This is a genomic window from Streptococcus suis, from assembly GCF_019794615.1.
GTDB lineage: Bacteria > Bacillota > Bacilli > Lactobacillales > Streptococcaceae > Streptococcus > Streptococcus suis_AI.
Genome location: NZ_JAIMDU010000012.1, coordinates 19,333 through 37,381, shown reverse-complemented (window position 1 = coordinate 37,381; position 18,049 = coordinate 19,333). Strand labels below are relative to the sequence as shown.

Genomic DNA, 18,049 nt, shown 5'->3' with positions numbered 1-18,049 from the left:
CACTCTCCTAACTATTTACTAAATATTCATAGAACCCTTGCTTGTCTAACAATTCCTTATGACTCCCTTGTTCTACAATTCTTCCCTTATCTAGCACAACAATATGTTCAGTACGCTCTGCAATGGTTAAACGATGAGCAATAAAAATCAGTGTTTTGTCCAATGACAATAGGTTGTCCACAATACGCTTCTCTGTCAAAATATCCAGACTACTGGTTGCCTCATCCAAAATCATAATAGGGGCATCCGTAAGAAGGGCACGCGCCAAGGCAATTCGCTGCCTTTGTCCACCGGAAATTCCAGCTCCATCAGAAGTCAATTCCGTTTGGTAATTCAGTGGCATTTTTTCAATATCTTCTCTAATACATGCCATTTCAACAGCCCACAAAATATCTTCTTGACTTGTTCCCTCTTTTGCACCTAGCAATAGATTTTCGAGAATTGTCCCATTAAAAACATAGGGTTGCTGTGGAAGATAATTGATATGCTGACGAAGTGTTTGCTTATCGATTTGATTAATGTTGACATTATTTAATCGAATCTCACCCTTGTAAGGATCATAAAAATCCACCATCATTTTAGCCAACGTCGTCTTCCCAGAACCAGAAACTCCAACAAAGGACACCTTTTCCCCTCGTTTAATTTTCAAATTAATATCTGTCAAAACATCCCTACCATAGCCATATTTATAATGCACTTTGTTGCATTCAATATCCCCCGAAAGTAACGAAAGGTCCGTCACAGATTTCTTTTCAGCAAATTCCGATTCAACCAAATAGACCTCGTTCAAGCGGGTATTGGCAACTTGAGCTGTCTGTAGTTTAGTTTGTAAATTGATGATATTTTCCAATGGATTCGTGAAATAGACCAATAAGGTATTGAAGGTAATCAGCTGCCCCAAAGTCATTTTCTGATCCATAATAAGACAAGCTCCTAACCAAAGAATAGCTACATTTAATACGAGTTGGGCCAAGCGCTTTAACACTTTTTGCTGCCCTTCGGCCTTGTTGTATGCAAATGATTTTTGTAAATAATCTACAAATTCTCTATCAATTTTCTGATAACGTTGTTTCTCACTTGTCAATGATTTTATGGTTTCAATACCATTGATATCTTCAATGATAGACGAAGAAAGAATTGCATTACTTTCCATCACTTCTTGATTCATCTTTTCAAATGGTTTCATAAACGCAAAAATGATTAGAGTATAGATTGGCAATGCCAATAAGGAAATAAAGAAAAGATAGACATTCTGACTAAATAGCACTACCGAAACAACCACAACAATCGATACATCTAAAAATATTGATAGTATGGTACTAGCTAAAGCATCAATAATAGAATTGGCATCTGTAAATCGTGAAACAATTTCCCCAGTTCGCCGAGTAGCAAAAAATGACATTGGTAGATGAAAAACATGTCTAATATAAGACAAAATCACATCAATAGAGAGTCGTTGCCCAAGAATAATTAATAAATACTCTTGGGCATAAGATAACAATTGTTGCAGGGCATAAACAACCACCAAACCGACTGAAATGACACCTAATGTTGTTTTCATCTGATTTGGAACATAAGTGTCAATAATGGATTGTAAATAATAGGAGCCCACAATGTTGATGAAAGTAACCAAGAGCGTTGCGAGAACAATATTTGTAATCAATCCCTTTTGTTTAGTCAACAATGGAATGAAAGAAAGTAACCCATGACTCTTCTCTTTATGAGGTTGATATTCCGGTTTGGGAGCCATGAATAGCGAAACTCCTGTCCACTCCTTTTCAAATTGTTCATGGGATAACTTTGTTAATTTCACTGATGGATCCGGGTCTGCAATATAGATATATTTCTTATCTGCCCCAATGACAACATAATAATGTAGTAACGTGCCATCTTTTACCACATGGGCAATGAAAGGATAGACCGCTTCCCTCATCGAAAACAAAGACATATCTGCCTTAATCGCACGCGTCTCAAACCCTAGCTCTTCAGCAACCTTTACTAAACCAAATGCTGTCGTGCCTTCCATAGTTGTCTTTGCCATTTCTCGCAAACTTGCTAAAGAATGATGAGAACGATAATATTCCAAGATCATAGCAAGCGCTGCTACACCACAGTCTCGTGTATCTACTTGTGCTCTATAATGACGTTTTCCAAATTTCATACCTATTCCCTTTTTCACCACAATTTTTGAGAAGAGCCTCCTCAATTAATTTATTCGTAAAAAAGAAAGTGGAAAATGAAACAAACACTACTAGTTTTATTTGCTGAACTAGGATTAAGCCCAACAGAAGCAATAATCAAGATGAGGATATATTCGTCTTTTGTAGTATCTTAGCCACTGACACATTTCCACCCTGGATTAATAACTTTGGGTGACCAATAACGTTATTGTCAACTAGTCAACTCATTTCTAATGTATGATTTTAAAAATAAAAATGAGAGGGAGCTGAGCAAAAAGTCCAAAATAAACAAAACTGCATGAAATCTTTCGCCTAAAAACGTTGATTTCATGCGGTTTATTATTTATAAAAGTTAAAAAATATTAGTTGGATTTCGAATTTTCCCAGCCCCTTCCTTGAAGTTTCGCTTTCTTCACAATGATGAGGAATAAACTTTTCAAACTGTAGAGAGATGAATCAGAATAAACCCTCAAAACTATTTATTTTCAATAATCCGTAAAAATCGCTCTACATAATGTGGATCCAAATCATTGTATTGACTACCTGCTGCCGAACTTTCTTTGGGAATTCCCAATTCCATCAGTCGCTGATCAAATTCTTCTAGCTCAATATAGGTGTCATCTGACACTAATTTCTGATTGACAGTCGGTTGCATGAACACTTTTTCTTCTCCATCTAAATCAATACAGTAGCTAAATGTTCCCTGTCGTTTAGTCTCATCTAGTGTAAACAACTTTGTCCCAAATCCTGTCCAGACCGACTTGACATCGCTGTAAACAAATTCTTTGGACGGAACAATCAGATTAATTTCAATGATACGATTATTAGTGACAGCTGTTGTTGTACTAATTAGCAGAACCATCAACAAGATACAACTTCCTATCAGAGCAAGTAGATATTTCCATGACAGCCTCAACAGTCTCACCAGTTTTCCAAAAAGTAATATAAGAGAAGTCATGACAAATAATATAAAAACCTTACTCAGACCAATCGAATACTCATAAAAGAGCCAATCACTTGGTAGAAAAAAAGTTTCTATCAACCAGCTAACAAAGATAAAGCAGGCAATCCCGACCACAAGGGAAACTAGTGCTATGGGAATCCACCAAACTTGACTGCGGTTTTTCTTACAAACCTTGTCCCGATTCTTCCACCAATTCACAAGATAATCTCTCCACAGGAGTGTTATCCAGGCGGAAGCAAAAAGCGAGAGAATAGATAGTAAGAGTAGGTTTTCTTGGCGGCCTTGTTGAATTCTTGTAAACAACCAAAGAATCGGACCGGATAATATGAACGTCTGCAAAAGAGTCATCCAAATACTCGGTAGCATGGCATATTCTATGTCTTTTTTCAACTCTTGGAAATCATCGCTTTCCACATAAGTAATAGAATTCTGTATTTCTTCAAGCCAACCATCATTCTTCCCCAAGTCTTTGACCACTTGGTCTAGCAAATCAATCTTATTCGTCAATCTTTCTTGCTTCTGAATGATGGCTTGCTTTTTTCTCAACAAAGCCGATTTCAACTCTTCTTCTGACCATGTAAAAGATTCTTCTAACTCTGATAAAGAAAAATCGAAATAGCGGAGCAACTTAATCAAACGAAGTTGCCGCACATTTTCCACTGAATAGTCACGATAATCGTTGACCGGATTTCTCTCCACAGAAATCAAACCCTTCTCCTCATACAGACGAATTGCCTTAGTTGACAGACCTGTCAACCTTTCCACATCTTTGACTCGCATCTTAATTCTCCATATTTGTTAATACATAAAGCATACACTATTCCCCTAGGGTTGAGTCAAGACTTTTCAGAAAAAAATAAGAACAGGAGCTATCCACTCCCGCTTTATTAACTTGCATTTGGTAAGTTTCTTAGAAAATCATTGTACAAATGGCTACGAGTCATTAGCTGTTGATGGTTCCCATAATCAGAAACCTGCCCATTTTTATCCAAGACGAGAATAGCGTCAGCTCCTTTTACAGTATGTAGGCGGTGAGCAATGGTCAATCGTGTCTTTCCAACTGTTAGACGATCAATCGCTTTGCTAATGATGTGTTCCGTCACATTATCTAAGCTTGCTGTTACTTCGTCTAAAAGATAGATAGGGTGCTCTAGTAACAAAGCTCTCGCAATATTTAAGCGTTGTTTCTGACCCTCTGACAGACCTGCACCATTTTCTAGAATCTGTGTATCTAAGCCTTGTTCCATCTCCGAAACTAACTTATTGAGACCCAACTCTTTTAAAATAAAGCAAATTCGTTCCTCCGATACAGCTTCATTTTTACCATATATAAGATTTTCCCTAATCGTTCCATGGAAAAGCGTATTGTCCTGTGGAATATAAGAAATCATGCTTCTCACTTGTTTTGCAGAAATTGACGATAGCGAGTGACCACCAATCAAAATATCTCCCTGGTAATCTTCATAAAACTTCATCAACAAAGAAAAAATCGTTGATTTCCCAGCACCACTTGGACCAACAACAGCCACATGCGAGCCCGCAGGGATTTCCACGGAAAGACCATTCAATACTTGATCTTCATTGTATGAGAAATGAACATCTTTCAATTGAATTGAAGCATCTTGAATCATCAATTCAGTTAATGGTTGTTCTTCCTTATTCTGTTCTAATAATTCTACCAGTCTCTTAGAAATCGCTTTAAATTCTGTCAATTCATTCAAAGATGAAACCATATCAATCACAGGTTCAATCAGTTGCATCATGTATAAAACAAAGGTTGTTAGTGTTGCTATTGTCATCATTCCGTTTGTTACTTCCATTCCTGCAACAAGTAACATTAAGATAATTAATCCCATCATTAAGCTACTAACTAGCGAATGTTGCACAACTGAATATTTTATTATGTTTTCAAAACTGAGAGCTAAACGGTCAAAAGCTCCTGTCATACTATGTAATTCAGATTCTTCTCCTTGAAAAGCCTTCATCAAACGGAAATGAGTAAATTTATGACTGATACGGCTAGAAATATCACCCAAACCCTTTTGATAATTTGAATAGCTGTTTTCTAATTTGTGGCTCATTGGCACCATTACTAAAGCTATAAGAGGCATCAGCAGTAGACTCATGAGAGTGAGAGAGGAACTAATAGTCCAAAGAAAATAAATAGAGCCTAGTAGAATAAGAACATTCATGAATAAGTTTGGAAGAACTACCGTTATAAAATTTAAAACAGCAGACATATCATTGGTTAGACGACTGGCAATGTCCCCTGATTGAAAGTGATCCAATGCAGAAACTTCCGAGTGTAACAAATCAGAATATATTGTTACTTGTACCTCCTTTATCGCCAAATTCCCAACCCTACAAATCAAATAGTTACCAAAAACTTTTATTACATTAATTAAGATAAAAAGTGAAAGGTAACCAATCAGTTTGATAGGATGTTCTAATAAATCAACAAGGAAGTGCTGATCTAGGAACTGTCCGATAACTTTTGGTACAAATAATCCCAAAATTACACCTGTTATACTTAATAAAATACCTAAAATGAATAGATTCTTTTTCAGATGACGATATATAAGCCTGCCTATTTTTTTCATAGTACTAAAATTCCAAATTTTTCATGCGAAATGCACCTGCAACATAAGAGAATAGACAATAAACAATGCCTACGCCCAATAACATTAAACAGCCGATGGTAATATTTGATTTTTCAAAGATAGTGACATAACCACTCGGAAAGAATGGGGCCAATGATGGAAAGAATATTGCGATACTCATTAATGCATTAAGGATTAACGCAATGATTAATGTAATACCGTTCCTGAAATATAGCGAACACACACTTGTCACAACCCCAACAATAACATATGACGAAATTACTGAGATTACTGAAAGAATAGAATAATTAAAATCTTGACTCCAAAAATTTAAACTCCCATACGGCAGATGTGCAACTTGAAGATAGTACACACCGAGCGAAATGATAAAGTACCCTATACTATAAATCAAAATTACTGTAAGCATACTTAATAATTTCATCAGTAGAATTTTAAATCTATTTATATCCTTATATAATAACAGTCTTTTTGATTGAACCTCTTGACGCATCATACTGATTGAAACAAAAGCTAATGCAATAGATGGGATGATCGAGTTGAACTGTAGATTAAATTGGCCATAATAAAAATCAAAAAATGCGATTTTAATATTTTCAGGCCCCGCAAAAGAGAACATTCTAGAATTCAACAATGTTGATATCAAATATAAAACTGGCGTTAAACAAAGTGACAGAAATATCTTGGTTTCTTTACGACTTAAAGTTGAGCGTAATTCTGGAAAAAACATCATATCTTTAGTCTCCCATCTCAAAATAATCTTTCAAATGGTTTTCTTTTATTTCAATTTTTTTAATGGCTTTTTGACTGGATAGTGTGTACATTAATTGATTCAAATAATCCGCCTCCGAATCGATTGTAACCTCAATTTTACCATCTTGGATACTTTCAAACAGTTCAATAGGTAATTGGACTTCTGATAAATCATCTTTCAATTGAATAATAACACTTGGAGCAGATTGAATCTGCATTTCCGTTTCAAGCCTGCCTCCTTCAATGTATACATAACGATTGCATAAAGCCTCTAATTCTCCTAATTGGTGACTAGAGATAATCATTGAAATATTTCGTTCTTGTGACCACTGTTTTAGTATCGAAATTAATTGATTTACTCCTAATGGATCTAGTCCAACAAATGGCTCATCAAGCAACAAGAATTCTGGCTCCGATACCAGGGCTATAGCCAAGGCTGTCCTTTGTTTCATTCCAAATGAAAAGCCTTTCGGTTTCCTATTTCTTGCTTCCCATAAATCAACTAAACGAAGTGTTTTCTCAATATTAGAATATTGTTCTTTTTTTCCATGAATATCTAGATAAAATTTCAAATTATCCATTACTGTCATTTCTGGATAAAAAACTGGTTCAATCATGATTCCAAAATTTGACAGAATATGCTTTGTCTGATGAATATTATGTCCAAAATACTCAATGCTCCCATCCGTAGGTCTTAGAGATTTTGCAATTAATTTCAATAAAGTAGACTTTCCTGCTCCGTTTTTCCCGATTAATCCTACAATATCTCCTTGATTAATCGTTAGATTCACATCTTTTAAAGAGTAGAAATCATTTCCTGAAAATCTTTTTGATAAATTCTCTATTTTTAACATACTATGCCTCCACTAGTGTTGTATTTCTATGCATCTGATAATAGTAATTTAATCCAAATATACTAAAATATAGAATTGTGGCAAAAATTAATTGAGAAGGATTAAGTAGAGAATTACTTACCTCCACTGTAAAATTACTTGTCTGTACTGTGTTTTGTAAAATATATTGTTGCCATTCTCCACTTTGTTCAGCAAAAATACCAAAAGAAATATAAAATAGTAGTGATAATAGTGGTACCATGATCAGTTTCTCTATGCCTGTATTCTTAGATTGTTTTATCAATTTATTCGTAACAACAACACTAACGATAAGTGGTAACACATATAGAAGACCAGCTAAAACAATTAGGGGCATATCGCTCAAAAATGTTATGGATATAAATACTAAAGCAGCATATAACATGGAAACAACAAACAACATAAATATTCTTCTCCTTAAATAATTTTCCCAACCACTACATTGTGTAACCAATGAATGGCAATAGAATATTGTAAACCAAATTTCAGACCTACCCTAGACAACAGATAACCTGCAGGTACTTTAATCATCGCATTTAACCAAAAATCTCCATTTATATGAAGTAATAACCCAAAAAGTAATGATGTCACTATAATAGTAAAAAACGTATGATATTCCTTAAATAAAATATGAAACGCGACATATCGAAATAAGTATTCCTCACAGATTGCAACAATCAGTGCTGTAAAAATTTCATCTGATTTAATAAAAATTGAATTCATCAGAAGAATGATAACGAGTATCAAAATAGACTGATTTTTGCTAAACGGAACCAATTCCTCTTCAAACTCGATTCCGATTTTCTTTGAAATAAAAGTGGGAATTAAAATAAATCCTGTACTCATTCCTACTAACTTAACAAATAAATGACCACTATCATTCTGTAGATTTTCCAACATTATTAATGCAACATTACCAATGTTTGCTATTAAACCAGCTAACATAATAAGAGCAACAACTATTATCAAATAAAATATTTTATTATTTTTAGCATGTGTATTCACAAACTATCTCCTAATATTCTATTTTTTCAAATGCCCTCATTCCTAAATAATAGAAAGCGCAACAATAGATACCACTAACAAAAATTAATCCAAATACAGCAAATAAGGTTGAGCTACCCAACTCAGCATACCCTGTTGGAAACAAGAATTTACCTAACGATAATTGAGGAGCTACATTTGAAAATAGCATAAATAGTACCCCACCAAGCACCGATGCTGCAACATTATACCGTATAGAAAGATTAGCTACTAAAAGAATAACAATAACATATACTGCTATTCGGGCTAAAATAATCAATAAATGATGTGATAGTGATTGGGGGGAACTTGGGAAGAAATGTCCTGAAATATAGTTATGAGGCAACATGAACACATAATAACAAATAAATGATGTGATAAATGTACCAATAGTAAAAATTCCTAAAATTTTCATCAGGTTATAGATCTTCGCTTTAAATATGAGTGGTTTTTCGATATCTTTAAATAAAAACAGACGTTTTGAAGAAATTTCATTTCTAAAGACACTCATCACACTGTAACTTAATAATAATGTTGGAATTGTGAGTTGCCACTGAGTATGCACGATTATCTGCCAAAACATGATAAACGAAATCTGTTCTCCTTCAGCGTAACTTGCAATACCAGCTTGAAAAATACTGACTAAAGCAGTTATCAACGGATATATCATACAAATTAAAAATAATACTATTTCTCTCTTACTTAAAATTGAACGAAAAACAGGTTTTAATAATTCCTTCATTTCTTTTCCTCTGTTTTTATAAACCAAGCTAGACGCGTAAATAGATACACGTCTAACTTCTTTTGTTTCCAAATTTTCACTTTATTTTATATGATTACCAATAGAATCTCTTGCCTTTGTACCCAAATTTTAAGAAACCAAAATTAAGTTCAAAACGAGAAGCAATTTTTCCAAACAATTTATGCATATTTATCTCCTATCTATTTTATTTATTATTTAATAAGACAAAATCAATCTTTCTATTCTAGTAAATTAATACATATATTCTTATTCGGTATCATCAGATTCATAACGATTTTAGAACATATATGTATTTCAGGTATTATTACCAATAGAAGACTTTACCGCGATAACCAAATTTCAAAAAACCTAGGTTTAATTCACAACGCCCCAATGTTTGACGAAAAAGTTTCTTCATATTCTTTCTCCTTTCATTTTTCCTACACTTGTTTATTCGTAAATCATTTGGAAAATGATTTATTTTTTCAAGTGTGTATCTCCTTGAGGGGTGTTTTCCCTCTCACTTACTTATTCGCAAAAATTTTACTTTTTGGAAAAATTTTTTATTTTTTTGAATAAGTTGTGAACTTGCTTCCTCCACACTTATCTGTTCGTAAACTTTTGTAAAAAATAATTTATTTTTACTCACGAATGATTGTATAGCGGAGGGAACTTGTTTTCCCCTTCACCTATTTATTCGCAAGTAAACAAAAAAATTCTCTGGAAAATCCAAAGAATTTTGATTTTTTTATAATCCAAGTCGAGCAAAGATATCATCCACCCGCTTAGCATAGTAGTCTGGGTTGAAGAGTTCATCGATTTCTTCCTGACTAAGTTTAGCTGTCACGCGCTCATCCGCTTCAAGAAGAGGCTTGAAGTCCACTTGATTGTCCCATGACTGTGCCGTTTTTGGTTGCACCAAGTCATAGGCTTCCTCACGGGTCATACCTTTCTCAATCAATTTGAGCATAACGCGCTGGCTGTAAATCAAGCCAAAAGTCGACTCCATATTACGTTTCATATTTTCAGGGAAGACCGTCAAATTCTTAACAATATTGCCAAAACGATTGAGCATGTAGTTAATAAGGATAGTCGTATCCGGCGTGATAATCCGCTCCGCTGACGAGTGGGAAATATCACGTTCGTGCCAGAGGGCCACATTCTCAAAAGCCGTTACTAAGTGACCACGCACCACACGAGCCAGACCGGTCATATTTTCAGAGCCGATCGGGTTGCGTTTATGAGGCATAGCAGAGCTGCCCTTTTGGCCTTTGGCGAAATACTCTTCGACTTCACGTTGTTCAGATTTTTGTAGTCCACGGATTTCTGTCGCCATACGCTCGATAGACGTTGCAATCAAGGCTAGGGCTGAGAAATATTCTGCGTGGAGGTCACGAGGAAGGACCTGAGTAGAAATTTCCTGCGGACGAATGCCCAATTTGCCACAAACATACTCTTCCACAAATGGAGGAATGTTAGCAAAGTTTCCAACCGCACCTGAAATTTTACCAGCCTCAACACCCTTGGCTGCCACATCAAAACGCTCCATGTTGCGTTTCATTTCACTGTACCAAGTTGCTAATTTAAGACCGAAGGTCGTTGGCTCCGCATGGACACCGTGAGTCCGACCCATCATAATGGTGTACTTGTGCTCACGAGCCTTGTCGGCGATGATATGGGTAAAGTTTTCAAGGTCACGACGGATAATGTCGTTGGCCTGCTTGTAAAGGTAGCCGTAAGCCGTGTCCACCACGTCGGTCGATGTCAGACCGTAATGGACCCACTTGCGTTCCTCACCAAGACTTTCCGAAACCGCTCGAGTGAAAGCCACCACATCGTGACGAGTTTCCTCTTCAATCTCTAAAATTCGGTCGATGTCAAAAGTCGCCTTCTCACGGATCAAAGCCACATCTTCCTTGGGAATCTCACCCAACTCAGCCCAAGCCTCATCAGCGAGGATTTCCACCTCCAACCAAGCCTTGTACTTGTTCTCTTCACTCCAAATAGCCGCCATCTCTGGGCGGGAATAACGATCAATCATTGTTTATGATACAGAGGGCGTTAAGAAAGCAAAAGAAAAATAGGAAACTGTCACTGTGTGCTAGCACACAAGACCATTTATCATTTTTCCGACGCTTTTAGACCGAGTTAAAATACTCGAACTTGCCCTCTCTCCTTTCTATCTTTAAATGTATTGGGTTTTTCTTGAATTTCAAAATCCCCTACAACTCTACCTCAACATCATCCGTCAACACCGTCACATGTCCCATTTTGCGATTGTGCTTCGCTTCTAGTTTACCATAAAAATGAAGATATGCGTTAGGATTTTCTTGAGAAAAGGCTTGTGCTGCTTCCATGTCTTGTCCGAGGACGTTGATCATTACGGCTGGAGAGAGCAGGCGGATAGGAGGGAGGGGTTGACCAAGGATACCCTGTATATGGGTATCAAACTGTGAAAAATCACAGGCTTCAATGGAATAATGTCCTGAATTATGTGGGCGAGGGGCGATTTCATTCACAAGAATTTCTTGCCCTGCCACAAACATTTCAACACAGAGGGTGCCTGCTAAATGGAGCTTGTCTGCGATTTGCAGGGCCATGATTTTGGCTTTTTCAGCTAGTTCATCTGAAATACGAGCAGGCACAATGGTCTTGTAAAGAATATTATTGCGGTGGATATTTTCCTGTACAGGAAAGACGGTGTAGTCGGAGCCATTGCCAGACACAAGGACTGAGATTTCCAGGTCGAAATTCACAAACTCTTCCAAAACACACTCGGCAGAGTTGGCTAACTGACTAGCCTCTACCAAGTCCGCCTCTTCTCGAATGACCTTCTGACCGTGTCCATCATAGCCCCCAGTGGCTGTCTTCAAGACGTAGTTTTTGCTGAGGTCCAGACCTTCTAGGTCTAGGCTAGAGGTAACCACTTTGTAAGGGGCGACTTGCACGCCAGCTTTTTTTGCTAAAAAATCCTTCTCAAAAATGCGGTTTTGGGAAATGCGGAGCAGGTCTGTCCCTTGAGGGAGCTGGCCGTCCTTGATGACCGCGTCCAGTCCGTCGGCATCGACATTTTCAAACTCGTAGGTCAGGATATCGCACCGCTCCGCCAACTGTTTGAGGGCCGCCACATCGTGATAGGGAGCGACGATGACCTCGCTAACCTTGGAAGCTGGGCAGTCCGCCGAGGGATCCAGCGTGATGACCTTGTGACCCATGTAAATGGCAGAAATAGCCATCATCTGCCCCAGCTGACCGCCGCCAATAATACCTATCGTTTTAGATGAGTTCATCTGACATAGCCTCCGCAATTTTTTCTTGTTCCTTGGCAAAGTCTACCAGCTGAGTTGCAATGGTTTGGTCTTCAATAGAGAGAATGCGAAGAGCTGTCAGAGCTGCATTGGTCGCACCTGCTTCACCAATAGCCATGGTTGCAACAGGCACACCGCCTGGCATTTGCACGATAGAATAGAGGGAATCCACTCCGCTGAGGGCACGGGATTGGACAGGGACGCCGATGACGGGCAGGGTGGTCTTGGCTGCTACCATACCTGGCAAATGAGCCGCACCGCCCGCTCCTGCGATAATAACCTTGACACCACGGCCACGCGCTTCCTCGGCGTGACGGAACATGAGGTCGGGCGTGCGGTGGGCAGAGACCACTTTCTTTTCATAGGCTACGCCAAATTTATCCAGCACATCGGCTGCTTTTTTCATGGTTTTCCAGTCAGAACTAGAACCCATAATGATGGAAATGATTGGTTTCATGATGTTACCTCGTTTATATCTTCTGCGTCTACTACCTGATAGCCTCTTTCTTTCAAGGCTTGAGCAAATAAACCACTGCCTACAATTTTCTGACCTGAAAACGTGCCATCATAAATCTGATTAACACCACAGGACGGACTTCTAGATTGTAGAATTGCCAGTTCTATCTCTTGCCCTTCCAGTCTTTCAAGCGTCTGGGCGATGCCTAGTTGAAATGCTTTGTCATAAGATGTTCCGTCCGCATCTCGGACACTTCCGTCAACAATCTCTACTGGCTTTCTCGGAATCGGCAAACCACCCGCAACCTCTGGACAAACCGATAGAACTTGCTTATCCGATACAAAATCAATAACTGCTTGATTGTAATTGTTTCCGCCGTTGTACTTGCAATTTTCTCCGAGAAGACAGGCGCTAACTAGAACACAGGCTTGCCTATTTTCCAAGCGCTTTTCCTCCAATATCTGTCCGATAAAAGAGGCCTGTCGTATCTTGTTTCTTCAGCTCCGAGTAAATTTTTTCCTGGGCTTCTTGGACGGTGTCTGCTGTGGTGACTAACATATAGACCCGACCGCCGTTTGATAGCAGTGCTCTGCTATTTTCCGCAAAACGAGCTCCTGCATAGTAGGTCGTGATTTCGCCCTTTGTCTTTTCTGGCAAGGTCACGCCTTTTTCGTAGTCCAGAGGATAACCGTTTGAAGCCACCACTACCCCAAGCGTCACGCCACTATCTAGCCAAGTCAGCTGTGTCGTGCGTTTGTGGAGGATATCGTCAATGTTCTGAGCAAAGTCAGAGGTCAAGCGAGGTAGGATAATCTGAGTTTCTGGGTCGCCAAATCGAGCGTTGAACTCAATGACTTTAGGACCTTGATCGGTCAGAATCAAGCCAGCATAGAGCACGCCCAGATAAGACCGCCCTTCCGCTATCATGCCTTCAAGAATGGGCTTGACAATAGTGTCAACCGCGGTCTCTACCACGCTTTGAGGCAGGTGGGGAACAGGAGCGTAAGCCCCCATTCCGCCTGTGTTAGGACCTTGGTCGCCGTCAAAGGCACGCTTGTGGTCCTGGGCTGTTGGCAGGATATAGAACTGGTCGCCGTTGACCAAGGCAAAGAGCGAGAACTCCTCACCCTCCAAAAACTCCTCGATGACTACGCGGGCACCCGAGTCACCGAACTTGTTGTCCAAGAGCATCTCCCGTGCCGCTTCGACCGCCTGCTCGACGGTTTCCGCCACGACCACACCCTTGCCCAGTGCCAATCCGTCCGCCTTGACCACGATTGGTGCACCCTGCTCTTCGATGTAGGCTTTGGCTTCTTCGAAGTTAGAAAAAGTGCCAAAGGCTGCTGTTGGAATGCCGTATTTGACCATGATTTGTTTGGCAAAGTCTTTTGACCACTCTAGCTCCGCGGCGAGACGACTCGGACCAAATGCCTTTAACCCAGCCTGTTCAAAATCATCAACGATACCTGCTGCCAGAGCATCATCTGGACCAACAAAAGTCCATGCAATATCATTTTCCTTTGCAAAGTTAATTAATGCAGAATGTTCGGAAATACCGATATTCACTAATTCAATCCCATCTAAAGTCATTCCATCATTTCCAGGAGCAACAAAGACCTGTTCTACCTGATCAGATGCCAACAACTTCTTTGCAATCGCATGTTCACGACCACCAGACCCAACAACCAAAAGTTTCATTTTTTATACCTCAAAAACGGATTTTCTATAAACAGTATAGCAAAAACAGACGGATTTTAATAGAAAAAACAGGGTAACGTTCGGGAATGGAAAAAGCTCACACAAGGTGAGCAAATTTCTCAATGTCTAAAATGTCTGACTCCTGTAAAGACCATGGACAAGCCGTACTTGTTGGCCATGTCAATGGAATCCTGGTCACGGACGGATCCACCAGGCTGAATGATGGCCTTAATACCTGCTGCAGCAATCTCTTCCACGTTATCTGCAAATGGGAAAAATGCATCCGATGCTAAAACAGCACCATCCAAACGGTCCTTAGCTTGCTCGATAGCAATGCGGACGGAAGCTACACGGTTGGTTTGCCCCGGTCCCACCCCCAAGGTCATCTTGTCATTGGTGATGATGATTCCGTTGGATTTGACATACTTAGAAGACTTCCAGGCGAACTCCATAGCTGCCCACTCTTGCTCGGACGGTTGACGCTCAGTCACAACCTGCCAGTCCGCTGGGTTTTCCACCACCACGTCCTGATTCTGCACCAAGAGACCACCAACAACGCCTGTGAACTCCTTTTCTACTTCACTAGCATCTTGAGCATCAAAAGCCAATTCTAAAATGCGAAGATTTTTCTTTTTATTGGTCAAAATTGCTAACGCTTCTGCCGAGTAGCTCGGTGCGATGATGATCTCTAAGAAAATCGGATGCATCTTTTCAGCAGTCGCAGCGTCTACTTCTCTGTTGAGTACAACGATTCCTCCGAAAATCGATACTGGATCAGCCTCATAGGCATAATCCCACGCCTTTTCAATAGTATCTGCTTGTCCGATACCACATGGATTCATATGTTTAAGAGCTACAACAGTTGGACGGTCCTTGAAATCACGGATAATACGAATAGCGGCATCCGCATCACGAATGTTATTGAAGGATAGTTCCTTCCCGTTTAACTGCTTAGCAGATGCAATGGAATATGCAGTCGGAAGTGCGTTTTGGTAGAAATCCGCATTTTGTTGTGGATTTTCTCCATAGCGCATTGGCTGATTAAGGTCATAAGTAAGAGTAAGTTTCTCAGGTTTCTCTTCACCTACTTGCTTAGTAAAATAATCTGCTATTAGGGCATCATAAGCTGCGGTATGACGAAAGACCTTCGCTGCTAATCGCTGACGCGTTGAGTAGCTAGTTTCCCCCTGCTCTGCTATTTCTCCTAAAACTGTTGGATAGTCTGCCGGGTCTACCACAACTGTCACACTGGCATGGTTCTTGGCTGCCGAACGAAGCATAGAGGGACCACCAATATCAATGTTCTCCACTGCCAAATCATAGGTTACATCCGGGCGAAGAATTGTTTCTTTGAATGGATAAAGGTTGACTACCACCAAATCAATCAAGCCAATTTCATGGTCGCTAGCAGCTTGCAAATGGCTGTCCAAATCCCGACGCGCCAACAAACCACCGTGAATTTTCGGATGAAGAGTCTTGACACGACCATCCATCATCTCTGGAAAACCTGTCACATCATCAATGGCAATAGTGGGAATACCCGCCTGATCCAATGTAACTTTTGTGCCTCCAGTTGAGATAATCTCCCAACCAAAACTGTTTAATTCCTTAGCAAATTCAACGATACCATTCTTATCAGATACGCTAATTAACGCACGCTTTGTCATGTTTACTCCTTCTTCTACACTTTTACTATTTGATTTGAGTCATTAAAAATCCTGATAAAATCAAGGATAATCCATAGGCCAATATCAAACGTGCTGGATTTTCTAAGTTTGCAAAAATAAAGCTATTAAATAGCAGAGCAGCTAAAACAAATACCAAAACAAATGAGATTATTTTCTTTATCATAACTCTATCCTTTCTACCCCCAGCTCTTCTAAAACTGTTGGATAAAGCTGATATTCTGCGGCGTGAATCCGTTCCTCAAACTGCTCCAAATGATCATCAGCCAACCTAGGTACACGGACTTGTTTAATAATTTGACCTGTATCGACACCACTGTCGACCCAGTGAACCGTCACACCACTCTCTGGAACGTCAGCTTTCCAGGCATCTTCAATCCCATGGGCTCCTGGAAATTCTGGCAGATAAGCCGGATGAATATTGATAATCCGTCCCTCATACTTAGCAAGCAATGTAGGGCCAACAATCTTCATATAGCCAGCTAAAACAACCAGATCAATCTGGTGTTTGTCCAATAAGTCAATAAGTGCTTTTTCATATGCCTGTTTATCAGCAAACTCCTTCAGTTCAAAAGCATAGGCTGGAACTCCTAATGTTTCAGCTCTCTTTAAAACGAAAGCATCTCTATGATCTGAAAAAACAAAATGTACCTTGAATTGTTCAGCTATAACTTGAAAATTGGAACCATTACCAGAGGCAAAAATTGCTATTCGCTTCATTTGATTATCACACTCTTGTCTTCTTTGATTACAATACGACCAATTTCATAAACTTCTTCATTGACTGATTCTCGAACCTTGTCAACCTTTTCAGGACTGACTGCTAACACCAAACCAATCCCCATGTTGAAGATTTCAAACATTTCTTCGTGTTTGATTTTGCCATATGTTTCAAGGGCAGTGAAGATAGGAAGGACCGGAATCTTATCTTCTTCAATCTCTGCCGCTAAATCATCTGAAAACATACGAGGGATATTTTCAACAAATCCACCGCCAGTGATATGAGCGATACCATTTACAAGTTCATTTTTTACCAATGGTAGTACTTGTTGGACATAAATACGCGTTGGTTCTAGTAAGACATCCTTAAGAGCTTTGCCATTGAGCTCTGGCAACAGAGCGTCACCATCAAGATCCGCAAAAACACGGCGAACCAATGAATAACCATTAGAGTGGATGCCACTTGAAGCTAAGCCGAGTAAGATATCACCTTCTTTGACCTTACTTCCGTCAATAATTTGTGATTTCTCAGCGATTCCGACTGCAAAACCGGCTAAATCATAATCATCTTTGCCGTACATGCCAGGCATTTCAGCAGTTTCACCACCAATCAACCCACACCCTGCTTGGACACAGCCTTCTGCAACACCCGCCACTACTTGTTCCAATTTAGCTGGCTCATTTTTCCCTGTCGCAATATAGTCAAGAAAATAAAGCGGTTCTGCACCTGCTGCAATAATATCATTGACACACATCGCAACACAATCTTGGCCAATTGTGTCATGTTTGTCATATTGAATTGCAAGCATAAGCTTAGTACCAACACCATCAGTTCCTGATACTAAAACAGGCTCTTTTACATCTAATTTGGTTAAGTCAAACATACCACCAAAACCACCTAGTGCCCCCATGACACCCAATCGTTCTGTCCGAGCAACGTGTTTTTTGATACGTTCAACTACTTCATAACCCGCTTCGACATCCACTCCTGACTGAGCATAAGCATTTTTATTCGTCATTCTATTTCCT

The 18,049-nt window shown here is 39.4% G+C and carries 17 protein-coding genes; all 17 read right to left on the bottom strand.

Annotated features, from left to right (window positions below):
• Positions 1–7: 7 nt before the first annotated feature.
• Positions 8–2,161, bottom strand: a complete 2,154-nt coding sequence (gene comA / locus K6V43_RS04700; RefSeq protein WP_222381974.1) for a peptide cleavage/export ABC transporter ComA — start codon at positions 2,159–2,161, stop codon at positions 8–10.
• A 494-nt stretch (positions 2,162–2,655) separates the two neighbouring features.
• Positions 2,656–3,924, bottom strand: coding sequence for a MerR family transcriptional regulator (locus tag K6V43_RS04695; RefSeq protein WP_222381971.1), 1,269 nt, complete (start codon positions 3,922–3,924; stop codon positions 2,656–2,658).
• 107 nt (positions 3,925–4,031) lie between these two features.
• Entirely contained in the window at positions 4,032–5,744 is a 1,713-nt protein-coding gene (locus K6V43_RS04690; RefSeq protein WP_222381968.1) for an ABC transporter ATP-binding protein, read from the bottom strand.
• Between the two features lie 4 nt (positions 5,745–5,748).
• Positions 5,749–6,495 (bottom strand): hypothetical protein, encoded by a 747-nt coding sequence (locus K6V43_RS04685; RefSeq protein ID WP_172006752.1) that lies wholly within the window; start codon positions 6,493–6,495, stop codon positions 5,749–5,751.
• Between the two features lie 4 nt (positions 6,496–6,499).
• Entirely contained in the window at positions 6,500–7,369 is an 870-nt protein-coding gene (locus K6V43_RS04680) for an ABC transporter ATP-binding protein (RefSeq protein WP_130555476.1), read from the bottom strand.
• A gap of 1 nt (position 7,370) precedes the next feature.
• The gene (locus K6V43_RS04675) at positions 7,371–7,790 is read right to left on the bottom strand and encodes an Msa family membrane protein (protein WP_172006753.1); all 420 of its coding nucleotides are present in this window, start codon (positions 7,788–7,790) and stop codon (positions 7,371–7,373) included.
• Between the two features lie 14 nt (positions 7,791–7,804).
• Positions 7,805–8,392 (bottom strand): CPBP family intramembrane glutamic endopeptidase, encoded by a 588-nt coding sequence (locus K6V43_RS11635; RefSeq protein WP_172006754.1) that lies wholly within the window; start codon positions 8,390–8,392, stop codon positions 7,805–7,807.
• A 10-nt stretch (positions 8,393–8,402) separates the two neighbouring features.
• Positions 8,403–9,152, bottom strand: coding sequence for an amino acid transporter (locus tag K6V43_RS04665; protein ID WP_222381965.1), 750 nt, complete (start codon positions 9,150–9,152; stop codon positions 8,403–8,405).
• Between the two features lie 748 nt (positions 9,153–9,900).
• The gene (gene purB / locus K6V43_RS04660) at positions 9,901–11,193 is read right to left on the bottom strand and encodes an adenylosuccinate lyase (RefSeq protein ID WP_024405018.1); all 1,293 of its coding nucleotides are present in this window, start codon (positions 11,191–11,193) and stop codon (positions 9,901–9,903) included.
• Positions 11,194–11,374: 181 nt separating this feature from the next.
• On the bottom strand, positions 11,375–12,442 hold the full coding sequence (gene purK / locus K6V43_RS04655; RefSeq protein WP_222381962.1) for a 5-(carboxyamino)imidazole ribonucleotide synthase: 1,068 nt from the start codon (positions 12,440–12,442) through the stop codon (positions 11,375–11,377).
• Positions 12,429–12,917 carry a 5-(carboxyamino)imidazole ribonucleotide mutase gene (gene purE / locus K6V43_RS04650; RefSeq protein ID WP_222381960.1) on the bottom strand — a complete coding sequence of 163 codons (489 nt, stop codon included), beginning with the start codon at positions 12,915–12,917 and terminating at the stop codon, positions 12,429–12,431. The genes purK and purE overlap by 14 nt, the downstream gene beginning before the upstream one ends.
• Positions 12,914–13,360: a 2-thiouracil desulfurase family protein gene (locus K6V43_RS04645; RefSeq protein WP_024405021.1), complete on the bottom strand. Its 447-nt coding sequence runs from the start codon at positions 13,358–13,360 to the stop codon at positions 12,914–12,916. Before K6V43_RS04645 ends, purE begins: the two co-directional genes overlap by 4 nt.
• Positions 13,350–14,615: a phosphoribosylamine--glycine ligase gene (gene purD / locus K6V43_RS04640; protein ID WP_222381958.1), complete on the bottom strand. Its 1,266-nt coding sequence runs from the start codon at positions 14,613–14,615 to the stop codon at positions 13,350–13,352. Before purD ends, K6V43_RS04645 begins: the two co-directional genes overlap by 11 nt.
• Positions 14,616–14,734: 119 nt before the next feature.
• Entirely contained in the window at positions 14,735–16,282 is a 1,548-nt protein-coding gene (gene purH, locus K6V43_RS04635; protein ID WP_222381956.1) for a bifunctional phosphoribosylaminoimidazolecarboxamide formyltransferase/IMP cyclohydrolase, read from the bottom strand.
• 25 nt (positions 16,283–16,307) lie between these two features.
• The gene (locus K6V43_RS04630) at positions 16,308–16,466 is read right to left on the bottom strand and encodes a phosphoribosylaminoimidazolecarboxamide formyltransferase (protein ID WP_105127391.1); all 159 of its coding nucleotides are present in this window, start codon (positions 16,464–16,466) and stop codon (positions 16,308–16,310) included.
• On the bottom strand, positions 16,463–17,020 hold the full coding sequence (gene purN / locus K6V43_RS04625; protein ID WP_024405024.1) for a phosphoribosylglycinamide formyltransferase: 558 nt from the start codon (positions 17,018–17,020) through the stop codon (positions 16,463–16,465). Before purN ends, K6V43_RS04630 begins: the two co-directional genes overlap by 4 nt.
• Positions 17,017–18,039: a phosphoribosylformylglycinamidine cyclo-ligase gene (gene purM, locus K6V43_RS04620; protein WP_222381954.1), complete on the bottom strand. Its 1,023-nt coding sequence runs from the start codon at positions 18,037–18,039 to the stop codon at positions 17,017–17,019. The genes purN and purM overlap by 4 nt, the downstream gene beginning before the upstream one ends.
• Positions 18,040–18,049: the final 10 nt, after the last annotated feature.